21 protein-coding genes are annotated in these 21,276 nt (G+C 36.3%); 19 read left to right on the top strand and 2 right to left on the bottom strand.

All coding sequences use genetic code 11. The annotated features are described in order from the left end of the window. The first annotated feature begins 171 nt into the window (after positions 1–171). The 16 genes from AC4D4A_RS04365 to pulA all read left to right on the top strand — a co-directional run bounded on the left by AC4D4A_RS04365 (position 172) and on the right by pulA (position 15,915). Positions 172–1,203: a FecCD family ABC transporter permease gene (locus tag AC4D4A_RS04365; protein WP_490994735.1), complete on the top strand. Its 1,032-nt coding sequence runs from the start codon at positions 172–174 to the stop codon at positions 1,201–1,203. Position 1,204: 1 nt separating this feature from the next. Continuing rightward, a complete protein-coding gene (locus AC4D4A_RS04360) occupies positions 1,205–2,008 on the top strand; it encodes an ABC transporter ATP-binding protein (RefSeq protein WP_490994734.1) in 804 nt (267 codons plus the stop codon). Between the two features lie 113 nt (positions 2,009–2,121). Further along, positions 2,122–2,649, top strand: a complete 528-nt coding sequence (locus tag AC4D4A_RS04355; protein ID WP_490994733.1) for a hypothetical protein — start codon at positions 2,122–2,124, stop codon at positions 2,647–2,649. 566 nt (positions 2,650–3,215) lie between these two features. Continuing rightward, complete coding sequence (locus AC4D4A_RS04350) at positions 3,216–3,368, top strand: hypothetical protein (protein WP_490994732.1); 153 nt, start codon at positions 3,216–3,218, stop codon at positions 3,366–3,368. Between the two features lie 189 nt (positions 3,369–3,557). Continuing rightward, complete coding sequence (locus tag AC4D4A_RS04345) at positions 3,558–4,391, top strand: hypothetical protein (protein WP_490994731.1); 834 nt, start codon at positions 3,558–3,560, stop codon at positions 4,389–4,391. Positions 4,392–4,540: 149 nt separating this feature from the next. Then, positions 4,541–4,738 (top strand): hypothetical protein, encoded by a 198-nt coding sequence (locus tag AC4D4A_RS04340; RefSeq protein ID WP_490994730.1) that lies wholly within the window; start codon positions 4,541–4,543, stop codon positions 4,736–4,738. A gap of 133 nt (positions 4,739–4,871) precedes the next feature. After that, positions 4,872–5,264: a DUF3021 family protein gene (locus AC4D4A_RS04335; RefSeq protein ID WP_490994729.1), complete on the top strand. Its 393-nt coding sequence runs from the start codon at positions 4,872–4,874 to the stop codon at positions 5,262–5,264. Between the two features lie 192 nt (positions 5,265–5,456). Continuing rightward, positions 5,457–5,798: a DUF4181 domain-containing protein gene (locus tag AC4D4A_RS04330; protein ID WP_490994768.1), complete on the top strand. Its 342-nt coding sequence runs from the start codon at positions 5,457–5,459 to the stop codon at positions 5,796–5,798. Between the two features lie 156 nt (positions 5,799–5,954). After that, positions 5,955–6,551 (top strand): DUF6518 family protein, encoded by a 597-nt coding sequence (locus AC4D4A_RS04325; protein WP_490994728.1) that lies wholly within the window; start codon positions 5,955–5,957, stop codon positions 6,549–6,551. 244 nt (positions 6,552–6,795) lie between these two features. Then, entirely contained in the window at positions 6,796–7,527 is a 732-nt protein-coding gene (locus AC4D4A_RS04320; protein WP_490994727.1) for an ABC transporter ATP-binding protein, read from the top strand. Beyond that, the gene (locus AC4D4A_RS04315; RefSeq protein WP_490994726.1) at positions 7,524–8,588 is read left to right on the top strand and encodes an ABC transporter permease; all 1,065 of its coding nucleotides are present in this window, start codon (positions 7,524–7,526) and stop codon (positions 8,586–8,588) included. Before AC4D4A_RS04320 ends, AC4D4A_RS04315 begins: the two co-directional genes overlap by 4 nt. 40 nt (positions 8,589–8,628) lie before the next feature. Beyond that, a complete protein-coding gene (locus tag AC4D4A_RS04310; protein ID WP_139892750.1) occupies positions 8,629–9,282 on the top strand; it encodes a TetR/AcrR family transcriptional regulator in 654 nt (217 codons plus the stop codon). 626 nt (positions 9,283–9,908) lie between these two features. Further along, entirely contained in the window at positions 9,909–10,469 is a 561-nt protein-coding gene (locus tag AC4D4A_RS04305; RefSeq protein WP_490994725.1) for a PepSY domain-containing protein, read from the top strand. A 125-nt stretch (positions 10,470–10,594) separates the two neighbouring features. Continuing rightward, positions 10,595–11,113 carry a hypothetical protein gene (locus tag AC4D4A_RS04300; protein WP_490994724.1) on the top strand — a complete coding sequence of 173 codons (519 nt, stop codon included), beginning with the start codon at positions 10,595–10,597 and terminating at the stop codon, positions 11,111–11,113. Positions 11,114–11,622: 509 nt separating this feature from the next. Next, positions 11,623–12,651 (top strand): PTS sugar transporter subunit IIC, encoded by a 1,029-nt coding sequence (locus AC4D4A_RS04295; protein WP_490994723.1) that lies wholly within the window; start codon positions 11,623–11,625, stop codon positions 12,649–12,651. Positions 12,652–13,353: 702 nt separating this feature from the next. Next, complete coding sequence (gene pulA / locus AC4D4A_RS04290) at positions 13,354–15,915, top strand: type I pullulanase (protein WP_490994722.1); 2,562 nt, start codon at positions 13,354–13,356, stop codon at positions 15,913–15,915. A gap of 538 nt (positions 15,916–16,453) precedes the next feature. Here the strand turns inward: pulA and safA are convergent. Beyond that, entirely contained in the window at positions 16,454–17,056 is a 603-nt protein-coding gene (gene safA / locus AC4D4A_RS04285; RefSeq protein ID WP_490994721.1) for a SafA/ExsA family spore coat assembly protein, read from the bottom strand. Between the two features lie 375 nt (positions 17,057–17,431). Here safA and AC4D4A_RS04280 point away from each other — a divergent pair, with 375 nt between their 5' ends. The 3 genes from AC4D4A_RS04280 (at position 17,432) to AC4D4A_RS04270 (ending at position 20,696) form a co-directional block, all read left to right on the top strand. Continuing rightward, positions 17,432–17,713 (top strand): hypothetical protein, encoded by a 282-nt coding sequence (locus tag AC4D4A_RS04280; RefSeq protein WP_490994720.1) that lies wholly within the window; start codon positions 17,432–17,434, stop codon positions 17,711–17,713. A 126-nt stretch (positions 17,714–17,839) separates the two neighbouring features. Continuing rightward, positions 17,840–18,520, top strand: a complete 681-nt coding sequence (locus tag AC4D4A_RS04275) for an HAD family hydrolase (protein WP_490994719.1) — start codon at positions 17,840–17,842, stop codon at positions 18,518–18,520. 160 nt (positions 18,521–18,680) lie between these two features. Further along, positions 18,681–20,696, top strand: a complete 2,016-nt coding sequence (locus tag AC4D4A_RS04270; RefSeq protein ID WP_490994767.1) for a penicillin-binding transpeptidase domain-containing protein — start codon at positions 18,681–18,683, stop codon at positions 20,694–20,696. A gap of 278 nt (positions 20,697–20,974) precedes the next feature. Here the strand turns inward: AC4D4A_RS04270 and AC4D4A_RS04265 are convergent, their stop codons facing one another. Next, the gene (locus tag AC4D4A_RS04265) at positions 20,975–21,271 is read right to left on the bottom strand and encodes a hypothetical protein (RefSeq protein ID WP_490994718.1); all 297 of its coding nucleotides are present in this window, start codon (positions 21,269–21,271) and stop codon (positions 20,975–20,977) included. Positions 21,272–21,276 lie beyond the last annotated feature (5 nt).

Raw genomic sequence — 21,276 nt, 5'->3', positions numbered from 1 at the left:
GCTCAAAAGCAACATTCGTCGAGGAATGGAAAAAGGATCCGGCTCTTAAAAATGTGAAGGCCTTTAAGAATAATGAAGTGCATGTAATAGACAGTGCAAATTTAACAACGGCATCCCATTTTGTGATTGAGGGAGCAGAAGATATTTATAAAGTTCTTTATGGAGAATAATATGGCTTTTAAACAGTCTAAACAGGTACTTATTTTCATAATCCTGATTTGTTCCCTGCTCGCATCGTTGCTATTGGCAACAATGTATGGCGGGGTCATCGTTCCATTTACGGAAACTGTGAAAGTATTACTCTCACTGCTTCCGTTTATAGAGTTTGAATATAACCCGATGTATGAAACAATCCTTGTGCAGATTCGCCTGGGGCGGGTTGCTGTGGCTGGATTAGTTGGGGCAGCCTTGTCAATATCGGGAGTTGTGATGCAAGGTGTGTTTCGCAACCCGATGGCTGATCCCGGTATAATTGGTGTTTCATCAGGTGGAGCATTCGGAGGAGTGCTGGCCATCTATTTTGGTTTGGCAGCAATCCATTCTCTTTTCGTCCCATTAATGGGCTTTATCATGGCTGCCTTGACTTTGTTTGTTATTTATATGATTGCGTCCAATCAAGGAAAGACTTCTGTGCTGACATTGCTGCTGACGGGTATTGCGATTAGTTCTTTTTTATCAGCCTGTAGCTCTCTGCTAATTTCTTTTTCTAATGCAGGAGTGATGCAGCAGATTGTCCAATGGATGATGGGGAACTTAAACGGGCGTGATTGGAGTCACGTGCAAATATTGATTGTTCCAGTTTTATTTTCGATTTGTGTCTTTTTATACCATGCAAACGACTTAGATATCTTTTTGCTGGGTGAAGAACAGGCACAAAATATGGGGATTTCCGTTCAACGCACCCGTAATCTACTATTAATTACTGCTTCTTTAGTGACTGGAATGAGTGTCTCATTAACGGGAGCCATCGGTTTTGTTGGTCTGATTGTCCCTCATATGACCCGTATGATCATTGGGCCATCGCATCGAAATTTACTACTGGCCAGTGCCCTAGGGGGAGCCAGTTTCCTGATCCTTGCTGACTTAATCTCACGTTTGGCCATCAGACCTGCAGAGATTCAAATCGGTATTATTACTGCTTTTTTCGGCGCTCCGTTTTTCCTTTATTTAATTTTGAAGAATAAAAAGAAGGGGGAACTATGAGATGGCAGCTGTTTTGAATGTGGAGAAACTCAGCTTTAATCGTGGGAAGCAGGTGATTTTAAAAGCAATGGATATCTCTTTGGAAAATAACCAGTTCACTTGCTTGATTGGTCCGAATGGTACCGGAAAATCTACTTTGCTGCGCTTAATGGCAGGGTTGCTAAAGCCAACTGCAGGTTCAATAGACTTCAAGAATCAAGCTCTCACTGAGATGACTACTCTTGAAGTGGCCAAAGCAATCACCTATATGCCACAAAGCACGGTCCTTGACTATGAATTTACGGTGAGTCAGGTAGTACTTATGGGAAGGCATCCGCATCGGAAGAAATGGCAATTCTCACAAAAAGGTGATAATAAACTGGCAGAGAAAGCGATGAAACAAACAGGAATTTATCATTTAAGAGACCGTTATATCACATCCCTATCAGGAGGAGAGCGTCAGCTTGTTTTCTTAGCTAAAGCCATCACTCAGAATTCTGAGGTTATTTTGTTGGATGAGCCAACTTCAGATCTGGATATTTATCATCAGGTCCAAATTGCCGAGGTCATCCGGGAGCTTGTAAAAGAGGGAAAGGCTGTCTTCGCGGCCATCCATGATATTAATTTAGCCACTCGCTATTGTGATCGACTCATGCTTATTGGAAATGGAGAACTCATTGCAGCAGGGGAACCGGAACAAGTCATTACGGATCATAACTTGATCCGTGTTTTTAAAACTCATACGTATACGTACAATGATTCCTATTTTGGGAAAAGGCAGATGATTCCTTATTCAATTGATGTAAAAGGTAGGCATGAAGAGTAAGGATTTCGTTATATTACTATACATACTTGCACGATGGCGTACTAGGTGAAGGCGCCACAGAGGTACCATTATTTCATAATTAAACCTATGTTTTAAATAAGGGGGAATGAACCTTGAAAAAAGACTGGCGTTACTCCAGTTATCCATTCATGAGAGAAAAAAGCTGTTTAGTTGATTATGAGATTCGCACTGATAGTTTAACGACAAGGATTGGAGCTGTTTTCCCATTATTGACTGAGAAAGAGCAAGCAGTTATTGATGACCTTCAGATGGTTCAACCGCTATGCTATCATGTGAACGGTTCTGTGCGCGGAAAATTGGCTATAATTGAAGCAGATTTACAGTGGCTGAGTGAAAGATATGATTTTTATGTTGAGAAAACAGGGGAAAAGATAAAACAATTCGTATTACCGCAAGGAACCAACGCCGCATGCGCACTTCATGTTGTCCGCAGTGAGGCCAAGAAGTCCTACCGTGCCCTGCATAAAGTTAGTGAAGAACGAAAAGTGCCAGATATTTTATTTGATTTTCTAGGATTACTTGCGAATGTTTGTTTTGTGATGGCTGTTTATGTAAATCAGATGAACGGCATACAAGAGATTCCTTTTGAGAGTAAATCATATGGTGTGAAAAAGAAATGAATGTTTAAGCTTACATCTAAAATAATGGCTGTTTTCGAATAGAATGCTACTCTAGAATAAAAAATGAAGTGGGGTCATCAAAATAAAGACAGCTTCTTTAACTAAAGGGAACGGTTAGTTGAATAAAGATTAACTGAACTATATATTTAAATTTGAATATAATACAGTTTCATACAAGGTGAATATACTGCGAAAAGTTGAGGTATCTTCACAAAAGAGTGGCTCTTGAGGTTTGATGAAGAGAGTGAGAGATTTATAAATATGTTTGGTGATTTAATGTAAAAATACATCACATTGGAAGTACCGCAATACCCGTTATAATATTGATCATCTAGGATTAATTCTCATTTATATTGAACTTCTTATTGTAGAAACGGGACAGGTTAGAGGAAGAAGGAATTGTTTGGTTGGAAGTAGAACTAAATATCCCAGTGAGTCCTAAAGGGGTGGAGTAAGGTGTATGAACTATATGCAGCGATTATTATAATAGTAGGGATATTGATAGGAGTTTGGAGAAGTATTAACACAACGAGAGATAATACATATAGAGTTTGGGGATCACAACAATGCTGATATTTGCACCTGTGTTTTCCTGGTTAATAGGTAGGTTATACGGAATATATGAGGGAAGCGGATTTGCTGCGATAGGTGTATTTATTATCACGTTTCCACTTGTTTTTATAACTGGAGGAGTTCTTTATTGGATAGGTGGAAGATAAGTATGAAGTATTGCGTTGGTTTGCTAATATTTACCAAAGTAAAGGTATTACTCCAATATCAAGGGCTGTAATCAGCTCTTTTTTTGTTAAGCAGCTAAAGGGGCAAGGTTAGCGGAAGAAGGATTTATATGCTTTTTAACGAATAAGTTTCTAACACCATCATTCAAATAAGGAGTTGGTTTATAGTGTGTGGGATTAAACACTAATTATCAAAAAAGAGATTTAAATCTTCCAAAGTATCGTCAAAACATAATTAAAGCAATTGAAGAAGATTTGGTAAAAGATGAGAACATATTGGGTGTATTTTATGGAGGTTCAATAGGTGATCAAAATACAGATTTATATTCTGATATTGACCTTAGAATTGTTGTCAAGGATGAGGTATATGAAGTATATAGATTAAACAAAAAGCAAAGAGCCCGAAATTGGGGAAAGGTTTTATTTTTTGAGGATTTGCCTTGGGCAACTCACAGTGTTGCTCATTATGATAAGTTCATAAAAGTAGACACTTTTTATTATAGGATTAAGGAGGTTCAACCATCAGTATGGTTACAAAACATTAAAATTGTTCGAGACACAAATGGGATATTAAGAACTGTATTAGAAGAATCAATGGATTTGTCGTATAGCCCTAATTTCCAGGAGTTTGAAATTTGGAGGACGAAATTCTTTGCTTATGTACACGAAGCATATCGAAGAGCTATGAGAAAAGAACTTTATTATGCTCTGAATTGTCTTGATCGTTTAAGACTATCAATGGTTACTGGTTGGTATATGGCTGCTGGTATTCAGCCTAACGCATTTGGAGACTGGGCAAAACTAGAAGGTAGCCGAAGTGAATTATCTGATTTACAACTCGGATTACTTGAACAATGGCACAGTAGTCGTGATCCAAATGAGATAATGACTGTAGTAAATAAAATAATCCCAGAGTTTAAAAAGGTCCATAAAAGTTTATGCATTGTTCTTGGCATAGAGGAAAAAGAGGAATGGATTGAAGAAATATTAAATATAGCTCTTTAAAAGGAATATATCCATAGTGTGAAAAGTTGTACATAAACTATCAAGGGCATTCATTCAAGAAGGATTAATGCCTTTTTGTGTTGAATTTCTTATTGTAGAAAAGGTGCAGTTAGCGGAAGAAGGAAAGTAATGCTTTAAGGGGGATTATTATGCAAGATTTAGAAGTCAGGAAAAAGTTCTTTTTGTCGCTTCTTATTTTCCCGCCAATTGGTCTCTTGATTAGAACTTACGATGAACTGTCATTGGTAACGAAAGGCATAATGACTACAGATATGTTTGTTTTGATTTTAATCACAATAGTTGGAATAGTTGGGTATGTGGATGCCAAAAAGAAAATAAACAGTTAAAAGATATCAGTATGTTCTAGTCTTTATTAGACAAACGGGGCAGGTTAGCGGAATAGGGAATTTTCTGAAACTTCAAACTAGTATCCATCGTATATAATTAATAACAGGAAATACCAAGAAAGGGGATTTTATGTTGCAGTTGCTTTTAAAGGGATTATATAGAGGGTCTATCTCATTTGGTATCTTACTAATAATTTCACTGTCGTATAAGTTGCAAGGGCAATCAGATGATTCGAGTGTTTATTTTTTTTATGGCCTTATAGCCTTTTTCCTTGGGTTGACAAGCGTCATATATCAAATTGAACAATGGAGTTTTTTAAAGCAAATTTTTGCTCATTATATGGCGATGCTGATTACTGTTTTTCCAACGTTGCTATTAAGTGGTTTTTATCCGTTAGATGCATTTAAAGATGTATTTGATGTGTATCTCCAATTTAATAAAGTGGGGATTATCTTATTTTTGACTACATATTTTATTTCGTATTTTATTTCACGTAAAAATTCTAATAATAGCACATCAATATGATTGAGGTATACGACTGACGGTGGGCATTGATCTAGGAAGAATTAATCCCTTTTGTGTTGAAACTCTTATGGAAGTAACGTGGCAGGTTAGCGGAAGAAGGAGTAACTATCATTCATACCGAATTATAAGGTTATAGAATTGGAAGCTGTGACTCGTAAAATTAAATGGAGAGGGTTAATAGTGAGGATATTGATGGGTATTCTTTTATTATTAGTGTTTTTTTTAGTGGAAAATAGAGTAGAGAAATTTCTGGGTGTAAAAAGGAAAAAAATATCTGAAACACCTGGTAAAAGCATAGACCGTTGGGGAATGACGATCATAATAGTTATCTTTTTATGTTCCTTACCGATTGTTACGCAATATTCGGAAACAGTAATAAATATTTCGTTGATTCTATTCATTACTTCACTAACGGCGTTTCAAGTTATATTGGAGTGGAAGTATTTAAAGGAATCGAAACAATATATTTCAACACTTATAAGCTCGACGATAATTATTAGCATATGTTTGTTAGCTGTTCCCTTTTACAGTTAAGGAACATTAGAAGAAAATCAAGGCAGTCAAATTGACGGTCTTTTCTATGCTACTAAAGGGGTAGGTTCGTGACATAACATAATAGAATTTATTGTTTTTTTGCTTATTACCCATATGATAAAATTACATAAACTTAGATATGGGAGTAAAAAAGAAGTGGTTAAGGTGAAAGATAAAAGTCCAGACTTTATTTTATGTTTTGTTTTAGGAATAATCTTGGGTATAGTATCGAAATACTTAGATACTGTTGCAGTTGATGGGAGTTGGTTAACTAATTTCCTTCATTTTTTGGGGAACTTATTTACAAGGTTAGGTATTTGGGTATTGATTGCTACATTGGTAGCTGCATACAGTAAAACATTGAGAAGGGCAGCTATTAATACATTCGTATTCTTTATAGGAATGTTAATAAGTTATTATGCATTTTCGGCTTTTTTATTTGGGTTTTTCCCAACTGGTTATTTTATACTCTGGGGCGGTATTGCTCTAGTTTCTCCTTTACTTGCAGTGGTTGTTTGGAAAGCTAAGAATAATGAACGGCTCGCTATGATCTTACCTGCTTTGCCTATGGGATTATTGTTAAGTCTTTCTTTAAGCATCGGTTTGTTCTATATAGATTTAACTCATTATGAAGAGTTAATAATGTATGTTTTTTTGTGTTTAGTCTTTTATAAGAATCAGAAGCAAATTGTTGTATCAATTGGATTATCCATTATTATTTCGATTATTATTAGTATAAGTTCATTATATTAGTGTGATATTTTTTACATTTTAAAAAGTGTGGAAAAATATAATTAAACAAACGGGGGCATTGATCTAAGGAAAATTAATGCTCTTTTTTTATGCAGCTAAAGAGGCCAGGTTAGCTGAATAAGAATATAATATATTAGCCTAAAAAAGTGAGTAATTACTCACTTTTTTATATTGAAAATTAGCTGTCTTGGAATTATAATCAACCTAAGTGAGTAAACACTCACTTTTGAAAGGAGGATACATAATGAACGAAACTAATACTATTCAAGTACAAGCAGTCACGAAAAGTTTCGGCAAAAAAGTGGTATTAAAAGATATCAACTTAGATATTAAACAAGGTAGTATCTATGGTTTTATAGGGCCTTCAGGAGCAGGAAAAACAACCTTGATAAAGTTGATTGTTGGAATGGATTTTCCTGATGAAGGTTCCGTCCATTTATTAGGTGAAAAAATGCCTAATTTAAACATCTTGCAAAGAATTGGCTATATGGCACAATCAGATGCCTTATATGAAGCACTAACTGGTAAAGAAAATCTTATGTTTTTCGCATCGCTCTTTAAGTTAGACAAAACTGAAAAACAGAAACGGATTGCTTATGCCGCACAATTAGTTAACTTGACCGCAGACCTTAATAAAAGAGTGTCAGCGTATTCAGGAGGTATGAAACGTCGATTATCTCTTGCAATTGCTTTAATTCAAAATCCCCAAGTTTTGATATTAGACGAACCTACTGTGGGAATAGACCCTGAATTAAGATTAAGTATTTGGAATGAGCTCTTAAGATTGAAAAACGAGGAAGGCAAAACGATTATTGTAACGACTCACGTAATGGATGAAGCCGAAAAATGTGATTATATCGCAATGGTTAGAGATGGTTCATTCATAGCATCTGGCACACCTCGCCAATTGAAAGAACAATATAATGTCAATAGTTTAGATGAGGTATTTTTGGGTGCTGGGAGGAAGGTACAATGAGAACAGTAGCACTTATTAAGAGGATTTTATTGCAAATACTTAGAGATAAGCGTACATTGGCTCTTCTCTTTGTTGCTCCATTATTAGTATTAACACTAATGAACCTAGTCTTTAATGGAAATACCGTTGATCCTGTTTTAGGAGTTGCTAATGGGAATCAGCAAATTATCGAAAAATTAGAAGATGCAGATATTGTAGTAAAAGAATATAACAAAGTTTCCAATGTTAAGGATATGATACTTGATAAAGATTTAGATGGTTTTTTACAAGTGGAAGGCGATCAAACAACCTTAACTTTACTGAATGATGATCCGACAATAGCGAAAAGTTTAGAAATGAAAGTAAAGCAAATTGATACTCAAGCAAAGCAATTGAAATTGATGGGGACTAACGCAATACAGAGTGAATTGCTCTCACAAGATTCCTTGAACACAAATTATGTTTATGGCACCAGTGAAACAGAGCTTTTTGATACCTTTAGTCCTATTTTAGTCGGGTTCTTTGTCTTCTTCTTCGTCTTCTTAATCTCTGGCATAGGCTTATTAAACGAAAGAACAACTGGCACGTTGGAAAGACTATTAGCAACCCCTATTAAAAGAGGAGAGATTGTCGCAGGATACCTTGTTGGCTATGGTTTACTGGCTTTGATACAGACAGTTATAATCGTTTTGTTTGCGATAAATGTATTGGATATGGTTTTAGTTGGTTCCATTTGGACTGTTATGTTAATCAATGTCATCATCGCCCTTGTAGCCTTGTCACTCGGAATATTATTATCTTCTTTCGCAAGTTCCGAGTTCCAGATGATTCAGTTCATACCAATTATTATTGTGCCACAAATATTCTTCTCAGGTATTTTCTCTATTGAGGGAATGGCGGATTGGCTACAAGTATTTGCAAACTTTATGCCGTTGTATTATGCAGCAGATGCATTAAAAGGAGTAATGTACGAGGGATTAAGTTTATCTGAAATTAGTAGTAATTTATATATTCTATTGGCTTTTGCAGCAGTATTTATCGTTTTAAATTTGTTTGCTTTGAAAAAGTATCGTAAGCTATAATACGGAAGCGATACAGCTTTACGCAAAGATGGTGATTTAAATGGTTAATAATAATCTACTGGATGAAATGGCTAAAATACTTGAAAAATCCAATAAACAAACGGTTAAGCAAAAGAAAATTATTGAGGTTGCTATCACTTCTTTTGCGGAAAAAGGATATTCAAATACATCAACATCTGAAATAGCTAAAAAAGCAGGCGTAGCAGAAGGAACAATTTTCAAACATTATGGAACAAAGGAAAATTTATTGTTATCTATAATGGTTCCTTTTCTAAAAGATTTTTTTCCTACGATGGCAGATGAACTCATTGGGGAATTAATGAATGATAAGCGTTCTTTTGAGGAATTCTTAAGAGTTCTTTTAACAAATCGTAGTGCTTTTCTTGCGGAAAATAGAGAAATATTTCAGGTGTTCATTAAGGAAATATTTTATAAAGAGGAACTTAGAAACGAATTCCTTCCCTTTGTTTTAGAAGTTGGATCCAATCACTTAATAAAAGTGATTGAAGCGTTTAAACAACGGGGCGAAATTAGAGATATACCGAATGAAATAATTTTAAAAATGCTAGGCACTGTAATAGGTGGATTATTTATTTCTAATTTTGCATTGCTAAATAAACATTCGGTTAGCGAAAATGAAATTGAGGAAGCCATATTTTTTATTCTGAATGGTCTTGGACAATCTCCTCAATAGAGGCATTTTTCTTTGAAGATTATAGATAACAATAGATTCCAATAGATTCCAATAGATTTAAATAAAACCCTCTCTTTTCATTTAAAGGTAGCTATATTTTAGCTGCCTTTCTTTTTATACAGAAAAATTATGGAATTATGCGAATTCACATTATAAGCATTTTGAATGTCTGTACTTAAACAAACGGGGGCAATTGAACAACGGAGACAGCAAAAAAGCTGTCACTTTTTATGATATTAGCAACTATCCTTACGAAAACAGCCAAAATAATAGAGTATGCATAGAGCTTGTTATCAGTTTCTAAATGAAGAGAGACTGATAAAGAATTAGAACGATTAAATTTAAAACGCTATTGTGTGGACAAGTTTCTTCATTATTAAGGATGGTTTTAAATTATGTGTACAGATTAAACCTACCAGATTCTATGGTGAAAAAGAGATTGTTTTGTAACCAAAAGGTCGTTAGATGACGGTCATTTCTTATTACCGAATGGAATGAATAGAAGCTCTTTAAGTAAGCCAATAGCAGCATTAATTATAAAGAATTATTTTCTACTTGCTGATTACATATTTCTAATAATACGATAAGTATAATCTTAACCTTTAACTATAGGACGTGATTTGAAAATGACAAGCGGATCTGCTGCGACTCAGACTACAGAAAGCACAAAACTGATCACAGAAAAAGAAGCGAAGGAAATTGCATTAGAGAAATTCAACGGAACAATTACAGAGGTTGATTTTGATCAAGATGATCAGCGCCCGCATTACGAATTTGAAATCCAAAGCAATAGTAAAGAAGTAAATATTGATGTTGATGCAAAGACTGGTAAAGCAACCATTACGGAGAGCGAACTAGCTGAAAAAGAAAATTCAGCCAACACGAAACCAGTACAAAACAATCAATTAGCATCTAAAGAGCAAGACGACGATGACGAAGATGATGTAAAGGCAGATTCATCTCAGCCAGCTACTACACAAAAAGCAATCATCACTAAAGCAGAAGCCATTAAAATTGCCTCAACTGTCGCTAAAGGCACTGTAACAAATGTTGAATTAGACAGCGATGATGATGACCAAACTAAGACATATGAATTAGAATTCAAAGACGGAAACGTAGAATATGATATTGAGGTAGATGCATATACAGGAAAAATCATTGAAGTCAATCAGGATATAGAGGACTAATCAGGGAAAATCCTGTATGATTCGATAAAAAGAAAAGCACGATTCTTTCTTTCATAATCAAAGAAAGAATCGTGCTTTTTTATGAATGAGTAGAGGACACATTAGTAGGGAATTTCATTCTACCCATGTTACGATCAAGTTATATTACAAAGAAACAAGTGGAAGAAAAATTGGAGTTAATTAAACCGGAAACTAAATACTTTAGGAGTGTTGCAACAGTGCTGGATAAATTTAAACAGAAATTTAACGAAATAAGTAAAAATGGAGTGACCGTTCCTATGAAGCCAGTAATGCTAGAACAACTCATAAAAAGGCAATCTGGCCAAAAAGATATAAAAGTAGAAATAACAACAGGCCATCTGATTATTCGCGGTACAACAGATACAAATAGTTCATATATAGTAAGTCTAAAACCTATTCATATGGAAAAAAGAGTGATTATTTTTGAAATTGAGAGTTTGAAGCCGATTGATATGAAGATAGATGAAATTAAAATTTTTAACAGTCCGCCATTTTCAGATTCTACAAATCAGACGGTTAAAATGGATTTTAATTCCTGGGATATCGTGAAAAAGATATCTGTTGGTAAAATTAAATCGTATGAGATGAATGATGGGACAATCAAGTTAACATTATCATTATAAGAAGAGCGAGGATTTCCGTAAAAGTGCGGAAATCCTTTTTTTTGACCAAAAAAATTAGACGCAGCACCTAATACTCAAAATCATTAAAGATACTTCGCACTGGTTATGAGGTAGAACAAGTTTTGTGTATTCGTCTGTTTATATGTTACTTTACGACTAAAATTATTAATAAGTATTCGTAAATCAAAATGTGTATGTTAGATTATATTTAAAAATAGAATTATTGGCTGTGGAAAGTTGAGAATTAAAAAAGGAAAATGCCGGAAACTAACTATTACTGTAGGGTGAAAGTATAAGATAAGTGAGAAATAAGGATGATAAGAAGTTTATGGAGTTATTTCGAAGTACAAATTTACTTTTTTATATTAAATATTCAAAATATTTTGCTGTTTATATTTTAGTTGTGTTAATATATCTAAATACTAATATCTCCAATAAAGGAAGGATGCGGAAAAAAGAAAACATAACACCTTTATTTTTCAGAATATTTAATTAACTACTAAGGGGCGATGGAGATGAAGAGAAAAGAATATATGATTGATCGAATGTATAAGGCATCTACGGGAATCGCAAATGCCGTTTTAGTAACATTAGGAATCGGTCTATTATTTGAATCAATTGGGGGTTATTTTGATTGGCAAATGTTCCTTACTATTGGAGGAGCGGCAAAGGTTTTGCTTGCGCCTGCTCTTGGTGCAGGGATTGCCTATCAGCTTGGAGGTAACTCATTAGTACAATTTAGTGCAATGGCATGTGCCTCTGTTGGTGGAGCAGCTATTCAAAAAACAGCAGAAGGTGCTTTTACGATCGTTACTGGACAACCCATATCGGCTGTATTGGCTGCACTCATCGCTACATATATAGGCAAGAGGATGGTTGGTAAAACCAAATTGGATATTATGGCAATTCCAATCACATCTATTTTTATTGGCGGGATTTCAGGAGTTGGATTAGCAGCGGTGACAACACCATTATTAACAAGGATAAGCGCACAAATTACCGCCTCTGTAGAAGGCTCTCCTTTAATTGGATCAATTGTCCTTTCCTTAATATTTAGCCTTTTATTAATGACCCCAGCTTCATCAGCTGCACTAGCGATTGCTCTGCAGTTGGATCCAGTATCAAGTGCAGCAGCCTTGATTGGCTGTACAGTACAATTTGTAGCCTTTACAGCAATGAGCTATAAAGATAATGATTTAGGTGGCTTCCTTGCCCAATCAATCGTGACACCAAAGGTACAGTTTCCAAATTTGATAAAAAACCCAATCTACATTATACCTGCGTTTACAGCTGCCGCAATTGCTGCGCCAATTGCTACGATGGTCTTTGATTTTAAAGTACCGTATGAACTAGGCGGGATGGGGCTAAGCTCGTTGATTGCACCGATAAACATCTTAGCTAATCAAGGGATGGGCATATTCCTTATCTATGTTGGGATTGGTATGGTGCTTCCTGTTATGATTGCCCTTGCGATTCACCGTCTCCTAAAAATGGCTGGAAAGGTTAAAGCAGGTGATCTTCATCTTGAAGTTCAATAGTTGTCTGCTTTGTCTCTTTTGAAATATTGACTCAAATAGGGGTTTAGGTAAATCATAAGAAGAAGAGAATCTATTTTGATAGAATATGTTAAAAATGAACCTAAACAATGATGAGAGATATAAAAATTTTACGTGGTGAGTAGATGGTTTCTGTATGATGCAGAGACCATCTTTCTTTGTGTACAGAATGATAGCTTAGTTGCTTGTTGATTTAAAATATAAAGTACTTTAGTTTACTTAAGTCCAAAGAATGATTCAGGTGGGCCATGAGTTTAAGAATATGATTAGAATATATCACGATTATTCTTTTGGGTGGTTTATGACTTCATAATCAATAATCAGATTATTATTGGGGAGAAAATTATCTCGATTATTTAAGGGAATTCAGCAAAATAGTAGCAGAAACATATAGTTAATGACATTTGATTGTTGATGAGCAACTTTCCTTCTGCCAAAGGGAAGGTATTCAATTGTAAGGGTAAATGATTTAACTGCTGCTCATCTTCTTTCGTTTAATTTATAGAAAGGCATAGGCATAAAGTCCGTATTTCCGAATCATATTCTTCTAAAAATAGGAAAACGTAAACTGTTCTTCAGATAGTTAGTTTACTAGAATGAAGGGTGTAATTGTGAAAACGATTACATATATGAGTTTATGCAATCGTTTGCCTTGCTAAGAGAAGAATGAAGGAGGAGTGGAAGATGTCTGTGAGAAAGAAGAAAATTATCGCGTTGCTAGGCACATTTTGCTTGTTATTGACAATGCTCCCTCAGCTAAGTGCAAAAGCAGAAGATAGGAACACGGAGATTGTCATCCATTATCAGGGGAATGATGATGCGAAGGATTGGAATTTATGGGTATGGCCTGAAAATGGAGAAGGCCATGTCGAACAGTTTGAGGAAGAAGATGCATTTGGAAAGGTTGCGAGATTTACACTGGAGGGACTTCATGAGCGGGTTGGCTTTATTATTCGTACTGATTCATGGGAAAAAGATGGCGGCGACCGTTGGATTGAAGGAATAAGGGATGGAAAGTCGGAGGTATGGGTTATTTCAGGAGATGATGAAGTGTACTATTCAGAACCAAACAGCGAGCCAAGCATCAAAAAGGCAGCGATGGATAGCTTTACAGAAATTACTGTAACGACAAATAAGCCACTTGATATAAATGAGACAGCGATTGAGCTTGAAAATGTACCAATTCAAGCAATTGTCCCTGAGGATGGGAATAACTCAGTAACAAATAAGTTTAAGATAAAAACAAACAAGAAACTTGATGTACGTGGCAGCTATGCCATAAAAATTGAGGGCTATGGAGAGCGGGCTGTAGAGATAGGAGAAGTGGTGAGAACTGAGGAGTTTGATCGCCAGTATTACTATAGTGGTAATGATCTTGGGAACACCTACTCACGTTTTTCGACCAACTTCCGTTTATGGGCTCCAACAGCTCAAGAGGCAAAGCTCGTTCTTTATGAAAATTGGAATGATCCTAAGGGCAAGGAAATAACGATGAAGTCGGATAAGAAGGGGACTTGGACGGCTAAATTAAAAGGAAATCAGGATGGTCTCTTTTACACATATAAAGTGAATATAGGTGGAAAGTGGACAGAGGCTGTAGATCCATATGTAAGGGCAGCATCAGTCAATGGCCAAAAAGGAGCCGTGATTGATTTATCGAAAACAAATCCGAAGGGCTGGTATAAACATAAGAAACCCAAGTTAGCGAGTCCTGAGAGCTCAATTATTTATGAATTGCATGTGCGCGACTTGTCCATCCAGTCTGAAAGCGGAATTAAGCAAAAGGGGAAATATTTAGGTGTTACTGAGAAAGATACTAAGGGACCAAATGGGCTTCCAACCGGTCTTGATCATATACAATCATTGGGAGTGACTCATGTTCAATTTTTGCCTATCTATGATTATAAAACAGTAGATGAAACAAAGCTTGATGAGCCACAGTATAACTGGGGGTATGACCCACAAAACTACAATGTACCGGAAGGGTCTTATTCTACCAATCCCTATGAGCCTAAAGTGAGAATAAAAGAATTGAAGCAAATGATTCAAACGCTCCATGAGGAGGACTTACGTGTAGTAATGGATGTTGTCTACAACCATATGTATGATGCTGCAGAGTCAAACTTTCAAAAGTTAGTTCCTGGTTATTACTACCGCTACAACGAGGATGGTACATTGGCAAATGGTACCGGTGTCGGCAATGATACTGCCTCCGAGCGAAGAATGATGCGTAAATTCATAGTCGACTCCTCAACCTATTGGGCGAAGGAATATAAACTGGACGGATTTCGATTTGATTTAATGGGAATCCATGATGTTGAGACAATGAATGAAGTAAGGAAGGCTTTGAAGCGTATTGACCCATCATTTATCATCCATGGAGAAGGCTGGGATTTAAATACTCCGCTTGCAGCAGACGTAAAGGCAAATCAGAAAAATGCTGAAAAAATGCCCGGCATTGCTCATTTCAATGATGACATTCGAGACGGACTGAAGGGCAGCGTATTTGAAGAGCAGGATAATGGTTTCGTAAATGGAAAATTAAATATGGAAGATCGTATCAAAAAAGGCATTATGGCCGGTCTTGATTATGATGATAACCAGGCAACATACCGTGATCCAGAACAGGTCATCACCTATGTAGAAGCGCATGATAATCACACCCTTTGGGACAAGTTGGAATTGACGAATCCCAATGCAAGTTACGAAGAGAAAAAACAAAGGCATAAACTAGCCTCGTCTATAATTTTAACCTCACAGGGGATTCCATTTATTCACGCCGGACAGGAATTTATGCGAACGAAGTATGGAGACCATAATAGCTATAAATCCCCGGATGAAATTAATCAATTAGATTGGAAACGGAATGCGGAATTTGTGAATGAAGTGAAATATATGTCGGGTTTGATTGAGCTTCGTAAAAACCATCCTGTATTCAGGATGACGGAGGCCAGGACAATAAAGGAAAGTATTCGCTTTTTGAATGCACCGGCAAATATGATTGCCTATACAGTAACCGAACCATCAAGAGGAAAGCAAAAGGGCAGCTATTTTGTAGCACATAATGCCAACACTAAAGATGTAGAGGTAGTACTTCCAGGAAACGCTGTATGGAATGTACTCGTCAATGCGAATGAGGCTTCCTCGAAACCCATATATAAACTGAAAGGGGATAAGGTAATTATTCCAGCATTAAGTACGGTTGTGCTTCAAGAAAAGGGAAATAGATATAAAAAGAAACGCTGATGCATAATTTATCTTAGGCCAAAACAGCTCTGTCATTATAATTACAGAGCTGTTTGGCTTTTCTATAAAACGAATTAGCTATGGCTTCAATAACCATCCTATGCTCCGGCTCTTCCCGGTCAAAGGAGGAGCGAAGGTGTGTATAAGGTGTAGGAAAGGAGCTATCAAACATCTATGCTGCACCTATGCCCCGGCTATACCCGGTCAAAGAGGGAGCAAAGGTGTGTCAAAGGTGTGGGAAAGCAGCTATCGAACACCTATGCTGCACCTATGCTCCGGCTATCCCCGGTCAAAGAGGGAGCAAAGGTGTGTCAAAGGTGTGGGAAAAGAGCTATCGAACACCTATGTTGTACCTATGCTGCACCTATGCCCCGGCTATTCCCGGTCAAAGGCGGAGCAAAGGTGTGTCAAAGATGGAGGAAAGCAGCTATCAAACACCTATGCTCCACACCTATCGTTTCTCCCGCTAGTTTATCCCCTGAGACAAGTAAAGGTGGGATTTAGAAAACGAAAAAGAAAGCCAAAATAGGCTTTCTTTTTACTTAGAGATAAATTGCTGAGTCCAAATGTGACCAGACTTCGCATAACCTACGCCAATATGAGTAAACTTTGAGCTTAAAATATTTGCTCTGTGGCCTGAGCTATTCATCCACGCCTTTACAACTTGTTCAGGTGTTGTTTGACCTTTTGCGATGTTTTCACCAGCAGATTTATAGCTGATACCAAAGTTTTTCATCATATCGAATGGAGAACCATACACAGGGCTAGTATGACTAAAGTAATTATTATCTCTCATATCTTCTGACTTGTATCTAGCTACTCTGGCAAGCTCCCAATCATATTTTAATTCCTGCAAACCTTGTTTTGCTCTTTCTACATTGACAAGCCTTATAACTTCTTGCTCATAGGCTTTTACATCGTCTTGAGTAGGAATATTGATCTTTTGACCAGGATAAATCAAGTTTATATTTGAAATTTGAGAATTGGCTGCAATAAGCTCGCTGATTCCTGTCTCTGTTTTTACAGCAATCTTCCATAATGTATCACCGGAGACAACCGTATATTGATAGTCCGCAAAAGCGGAGGCTGTAGGTAGCAGTAAAGTGGTTGTGAGTATAACTGATGTGATTTTTTTCTTCATCTTTCCTCTCCTTAAAATTTTTATTACAGGTTCGATTATATAAAAGAATGGAAGAGAATTGGTTGTCAATATCAGGAATCTACTAATATTGCCATTTGAACCCCTTTAGAAAGGGATTTATACAAAATTAGTAAATAATAGAATTTAGAATATAACTAGTAATGGGAGAAGTTAATTTTGGTAATAACCCATCACGAAAGGTCAGAGTATAAACATCCAGGCCTGAGGCTTTTTTGCCACGAAGATAGGAGGTAAGAGAGGTGTTGAATTCTGATTTGAAAAATAATGAAATATGACAAATTCAAAAACAGTATATACGTTCCTTCTATAAGTCTTTTATACTAGAAGTAGATAGTTGGAAGGGAGGTCCATATAATGAAAAAGATGTTAATTGCACTAGGTGTAACATTATTATTTACAGGGTGCAGTGCTACCGAAAGTTCCATGAAGGAAAACGAAAAGGTGGAGATGGAGAGTTCTGTTGGGCAAAAAGCAGTACATACATATATTAAGAAAGCAAAAGCTCATCTCAGTACAGCTCCTAATTATAATCCGGAAGTCTATGACAATCGGCTTATGAAAATGGCAAGTGAGTCTTTTCAGATATCTGCTGAAGAAGCCGCTCAGATTTACATAGCTTATGAATATGATAAATAATTTTTTAATTTAAATTAAAGCGCTTTCATTTGGTGGGAGTAAATCTTTCTTTCAGATCTGTATTAACCTTCTTATAAAAAGGGTAATAAGCTATTGATAGGGTTATTACAGAGAGGAAGTGGCACGGTGAGTCTCCAGACCATTCTGTTTGATTTTGATGGAACTATTGCCGATACTTTGCCTGTTAGTTTGGATGCTTTTAGGTATGTGTTTAATAAATATGATCAAAGAAATTTAACTGATGAAGAGATTATTAAATTATTTGGTCCCATTGAGGATGTTATTATAAGAAATCATTTACGTACTAAAGAAAAAGTAGAACATGCCATAGAAGATTTTTATGACCATTATGAAAAAGGGCATAATAGTGAGTTTGAATACTTAACCGAAATACAGGAGATGCTTGATGTATTAAAGGATATGGATATGAATCTGGGAATTGTTACAGGAAAGAGCAGAAGATCATTAACGCTCTCACTAGAGTTATTGAATCTATACGACTATTTCGATGTGACCATTTCTGGTGATGAAGTTAAAGCACCTAAACCCGATCCTGAGGGAATACAGAAATCACTATTTTTACTTCATAATGATTCATCTGAGGCCATAGTTGTTGGAGATAGCCAGGCTGATATCGCTGCAGGAGCTTCAGCGCACGTAACAACCATCGCAGCTCAATGGTTTAGCACAGTTCAAACGAGCCTGTATGGAACAAAGCCTTCTCATATTTGTAAGACTCTGCCTGATTTTATCAAACTGATAAAAAAGTATAAGCATGAAAATTCAATTAATAAACATAAAAAATAAATGTGTTATTCCAATTAATTCCTTTTAAATTAACTGTTTGTTGTTAAATTTAAAAGGTCTTTTTTGTTTACAAGATTTTTTTGAAGGTGAAACATTGTGAAAATCAATGATTAGTTTAGTATAATAGTCTTGTATGTGAAAGGGGGCTCTCACGTTGAAGGTGAAAAAAACCATATGGGGAAGTATAGGAATGTTAATAATGGTTCTTCTCTTGGCTGGTTGTAATGATACCGCCAGTCCAGAAGAGCGATTGAAGGAATACATAAACCTGTGGAACGATCAAAAATTTGACAAGATGTATTCAGGCTATGTAGCAGATTCAGCCAAAGACAAGTTTAAGAAGGAACAATATGTTGATCGATATCAAAAGGTCTATAAAGATCTGGAGATTTCAGATTTATCAGTTAAAAGCGCATTCAAGGATGAGAAAGAGCTGAAGGATCAAAAGAGTATAACACTTCCTATTCAAGTAAAAATGAATTCCCTTGCAGGACCGATTGAATTTGAAAAAGAAGTAACTATGAAGCTTGAAACGAAAGATAAGGAAGAGAATTGGTATGTAGATTGGGATACAACGTATATTTTCCCTGAACTGCAGCCAGACGATAAGATTGGGATTAAAAAGACAACGGGTAAAAGGGGCGAAATCCTTGATCGTAATGGAAATGGGCTTGCGGTAAATGGAATTGCTCAAACTGTAGGTATAACACCAGAGAACTTTGATGAATCCCAAAAAGTTCAGTTAACAAAATTATTAAATCTTAGCGATGACTATATTGATAAACAGCTTAATCAAAGCTGGGTGCAGCCAGGTTATTTTGTGCCGATTAAAACAATCCAAAATAGCCAAACAGAGCTGATTGAAAAATTAAAAGTGATTAATGGTGTCAGTTTCCAAGAAAAAGAGATTCGGGAATATCCCTATAAGGAAAGTGCAGCCCATTTGACAGGATATGTAGGTACCATTACTGCTGAAGAGCTAGAGAAAAATAAAGATAAAGGCTATTCAAATGACAGTATAATTGGCAAAAGAGGGCTTGAGCAACTATTAGAGGATAAACTTCGTCCGAAGGATGGCTATACCATTTATATTAACCGCGAAGACGACCCTATTGTCATTGCTGAAACCGAAGCAGAGGATGGGGAAAGCTTTAGGTTAGTATTGGATGCTGAATTACAAAAACAAGCATTTCAAAATATGAAGGGAGCTGCGGGGACATTTGCTGCGGTACATCCAACTACAGGAGATGTATTGGCACTTGTAAGTTCCCCGTCGTTTAATCCAAACGACTTTGTACTGGGAATTAGCTCAGAGAAATATAGTCAGCTGGAAAATGATAAAAAACAGCCATTGCTAAATCGATTTGCGGCCGCTTATTCGCCAGGTTCAACGATAAAGCCAATTATCGCAGCAATAGGTTTAAAAACGGGTAAGCTTGACCCAGAAAAACAGCTGAATATTAAAGGATTAAAATGGTCTAAAGGGAAAGAATGGGGAAATGCCTCTATTACAAGGGTAAGCGATCCAGGAAAACCTGTTAATCTGCAGACTGCCTTACAAATATCAGATAATATTTATTTCGCTCAGACAGCTCTTTCGATTGGTGAGACTGATTTGATTAATGGGTTTAAGGAATTGGGGATTGGCGAAGAAAAATTCTCACTCGAATATCCTATCCGCGCATCACAATATTCAAACAGTGGCAAATTGGAGAGCAGTAAATTATTAGCTGATACTGGCTATGGTCAAGGAGAAGTATTGATGAGTGCAGTTCATTTATCCAGTATTTACGGTACCATTGTCAATGATGGAAAATTGATGAAGCCTCGTCTTTACCTTGATACTGAAACTGCTGTTTGGCATGATTCTTTTATTACTGGTGAACAGGCTAAAACATTGAAAACTGACTTAAGAAAGGTTGTTACAAGCGGCACAGGTAAAGCTGCAAACACACCTAAACTGGAATTAGCAGGTAAGACAGGTACAGCTGAGCTGAAAAGCACACAAGGAGAAGATGGCATTGAAAATGGGTTATTCGTAGCCTATGATCAAAAAAATCCGAAGGCTGTCATGGCACTGTTAATAGAAGATGTACAAAATAATGGCGGCGGTAAAAATGTTCAATCCATTGTTCAAAAGACGTTCTTGGATTGGGATTCCTCCGAAATTGATTAATTAAAAGGTAAACAAAAAATAGAAAAGAAGCTTCCATTCAGAACATGAACGATACCACTGGATCGCGGACACTGACAAATAGTGTCCGCGATCCAGGGTATCGTGCAAATAAGGGTGGGAGCTTCTTTTTTTACGGCTGCTTTACAGGTTTTATTTCTGCGTTTTTCCAAGTTAATAATTTTATTCATTATCTTATCAATACTTTTAGTCATTTACTATCTCTTGATTGCATCTTAAATAGATAAACTACTAATCTGTAAAAAAGTGATGTAAATCGATTAACGAGATTTAATTCTCCTCACCAGGTAGGTTATACCTGCTATGATGATTCCCGCAATGCTCACAAATCCCATTAGCAATATAGAAAAACCTAATCCGATATTCGCATCTTCAGAGGGGGTAATCACTTCAGCAATAATTAAGAACGTATACAAGCCAAAGGTAGCTAGGTAGATTACTAATGCTGTATAGCGTTCGCCTTTACTTCCTTGCCTGGTTACTGCATAAATGCAAAAAAAGGAAACTGCCAGGAGAGCGTACCTCAAGATAATCTCAGTATAATTAATATAATCCATAATCA

Source organism: Pradoshia sp. Z5_111 (assembly GCF_058267535.1).
This window is presented reverse-complemented; position numbering and strand designations above follow the sequence as displayed.

Bases quoted from the DNA above. Each gene is read 5' to 3' on its own strand.
- AC4D4A_RS04365 (WP_490994735.1), top strand. From the start codon at position 172: ATGGCTTTTAAACAGTCTAAACAGGTACTTATTTTCATAATCCTGATT.
- AC4D4A_RS04360 (WP_490994734.1), top strand. From the start codon at position 1,205: ATGGCAGCTGTTTTGAATGTGGAGAAACTCAGCTTTAATCGTGGGAAG.
- AC4D4A_RS04350 (WP_490994732.1), top strand. From the start codon at position 3,216: ATGCTGATATTTGCACCTGTGTTTTCCTGGTTAATAGGTAGGTTATAC.
- AC4D4A_RS04340 (WP_490994730.1), top strand. From the start codon at position 4,541: ATGCAAGATTTAGAAGTCAGGAAAAAGTTCTTTTTGTCGCTTCTTATT.
- AC4D4A_RS04330 (WP_490994768.1), top strand. From the start codon at position 5,457: ATGGGTATTCTTTTATTATTAGTGTTTTTTTTAGTGGAAAATAGAGTA.
- AC4D4A_RS04320 (WP_490994727.1), top strand. From the start codon at position 6,796: ATGAACGAAACTAATACTATTCAAGTACAAGCAGTCACGAAAAGTTTC.
- AC4D4A_RS04315 (WP_490994726.1), top strand. From the start codon at position 7,524: ATGAGAACAGTAGCACTTATTAAGAGGATTTTATTGCAAATACTTAGA.
- AC4D4A_RS04310 (WP_139892750.1), top strand. From the start codon at position 8,629: ATGGTTAATAATAATCTACTGGATGAAATGGCTAAAATACTTGAAAAA.
- AC4D4A_RS04305 (WP_490994725.1), top strand. From the start codon at position 9,909: ATGACAAGCGGATCTGCTGCGACTCAGACTACAGAAAGCACAAAACTG.
- AC4D4A_RS04300 (WP_490994724.1), top strand. From the start codon at position 10,595: ATGTTACGATCAAGTTATATTACAAAGAAACAAGTGGAAGAAAAATTG.
- AC4D4A_RS04295 (WP_490994723.1), top strand. From the start codon at position 11,623: ATGGAGATGAAGAGAAAAGAATATATGATTGATCGAATGTATAAGGCA.
- pulA (WP_490994722.1), top strand. From the start codon at position 13,354: ATGTCTGTGAGAAAGAAGAAAATTATCGCGTTGCTAGGCACATTTTGC.
- safA (WP_490994721.1), bottom strand. From the start codon at position 17,056: ATGAAGAAAAAAATCACATCAGTTATACTCACAACCACTTTACTGCTA.
- AC4D4A_RS04280 (WP_490994720.1), top strand. From the start codon at position 17,432: ATGAAAAAGATGTTAATTGCACTAGGTGTAACATTATTATTTACAGGG.
- AC4D4A_RS04265 (WP_490994718.1), bottom strand. From the start codon at position 21,271: ATGGATTATATTAATTATACTGAGATTATCTTGAGGTACGCTCTCCTG.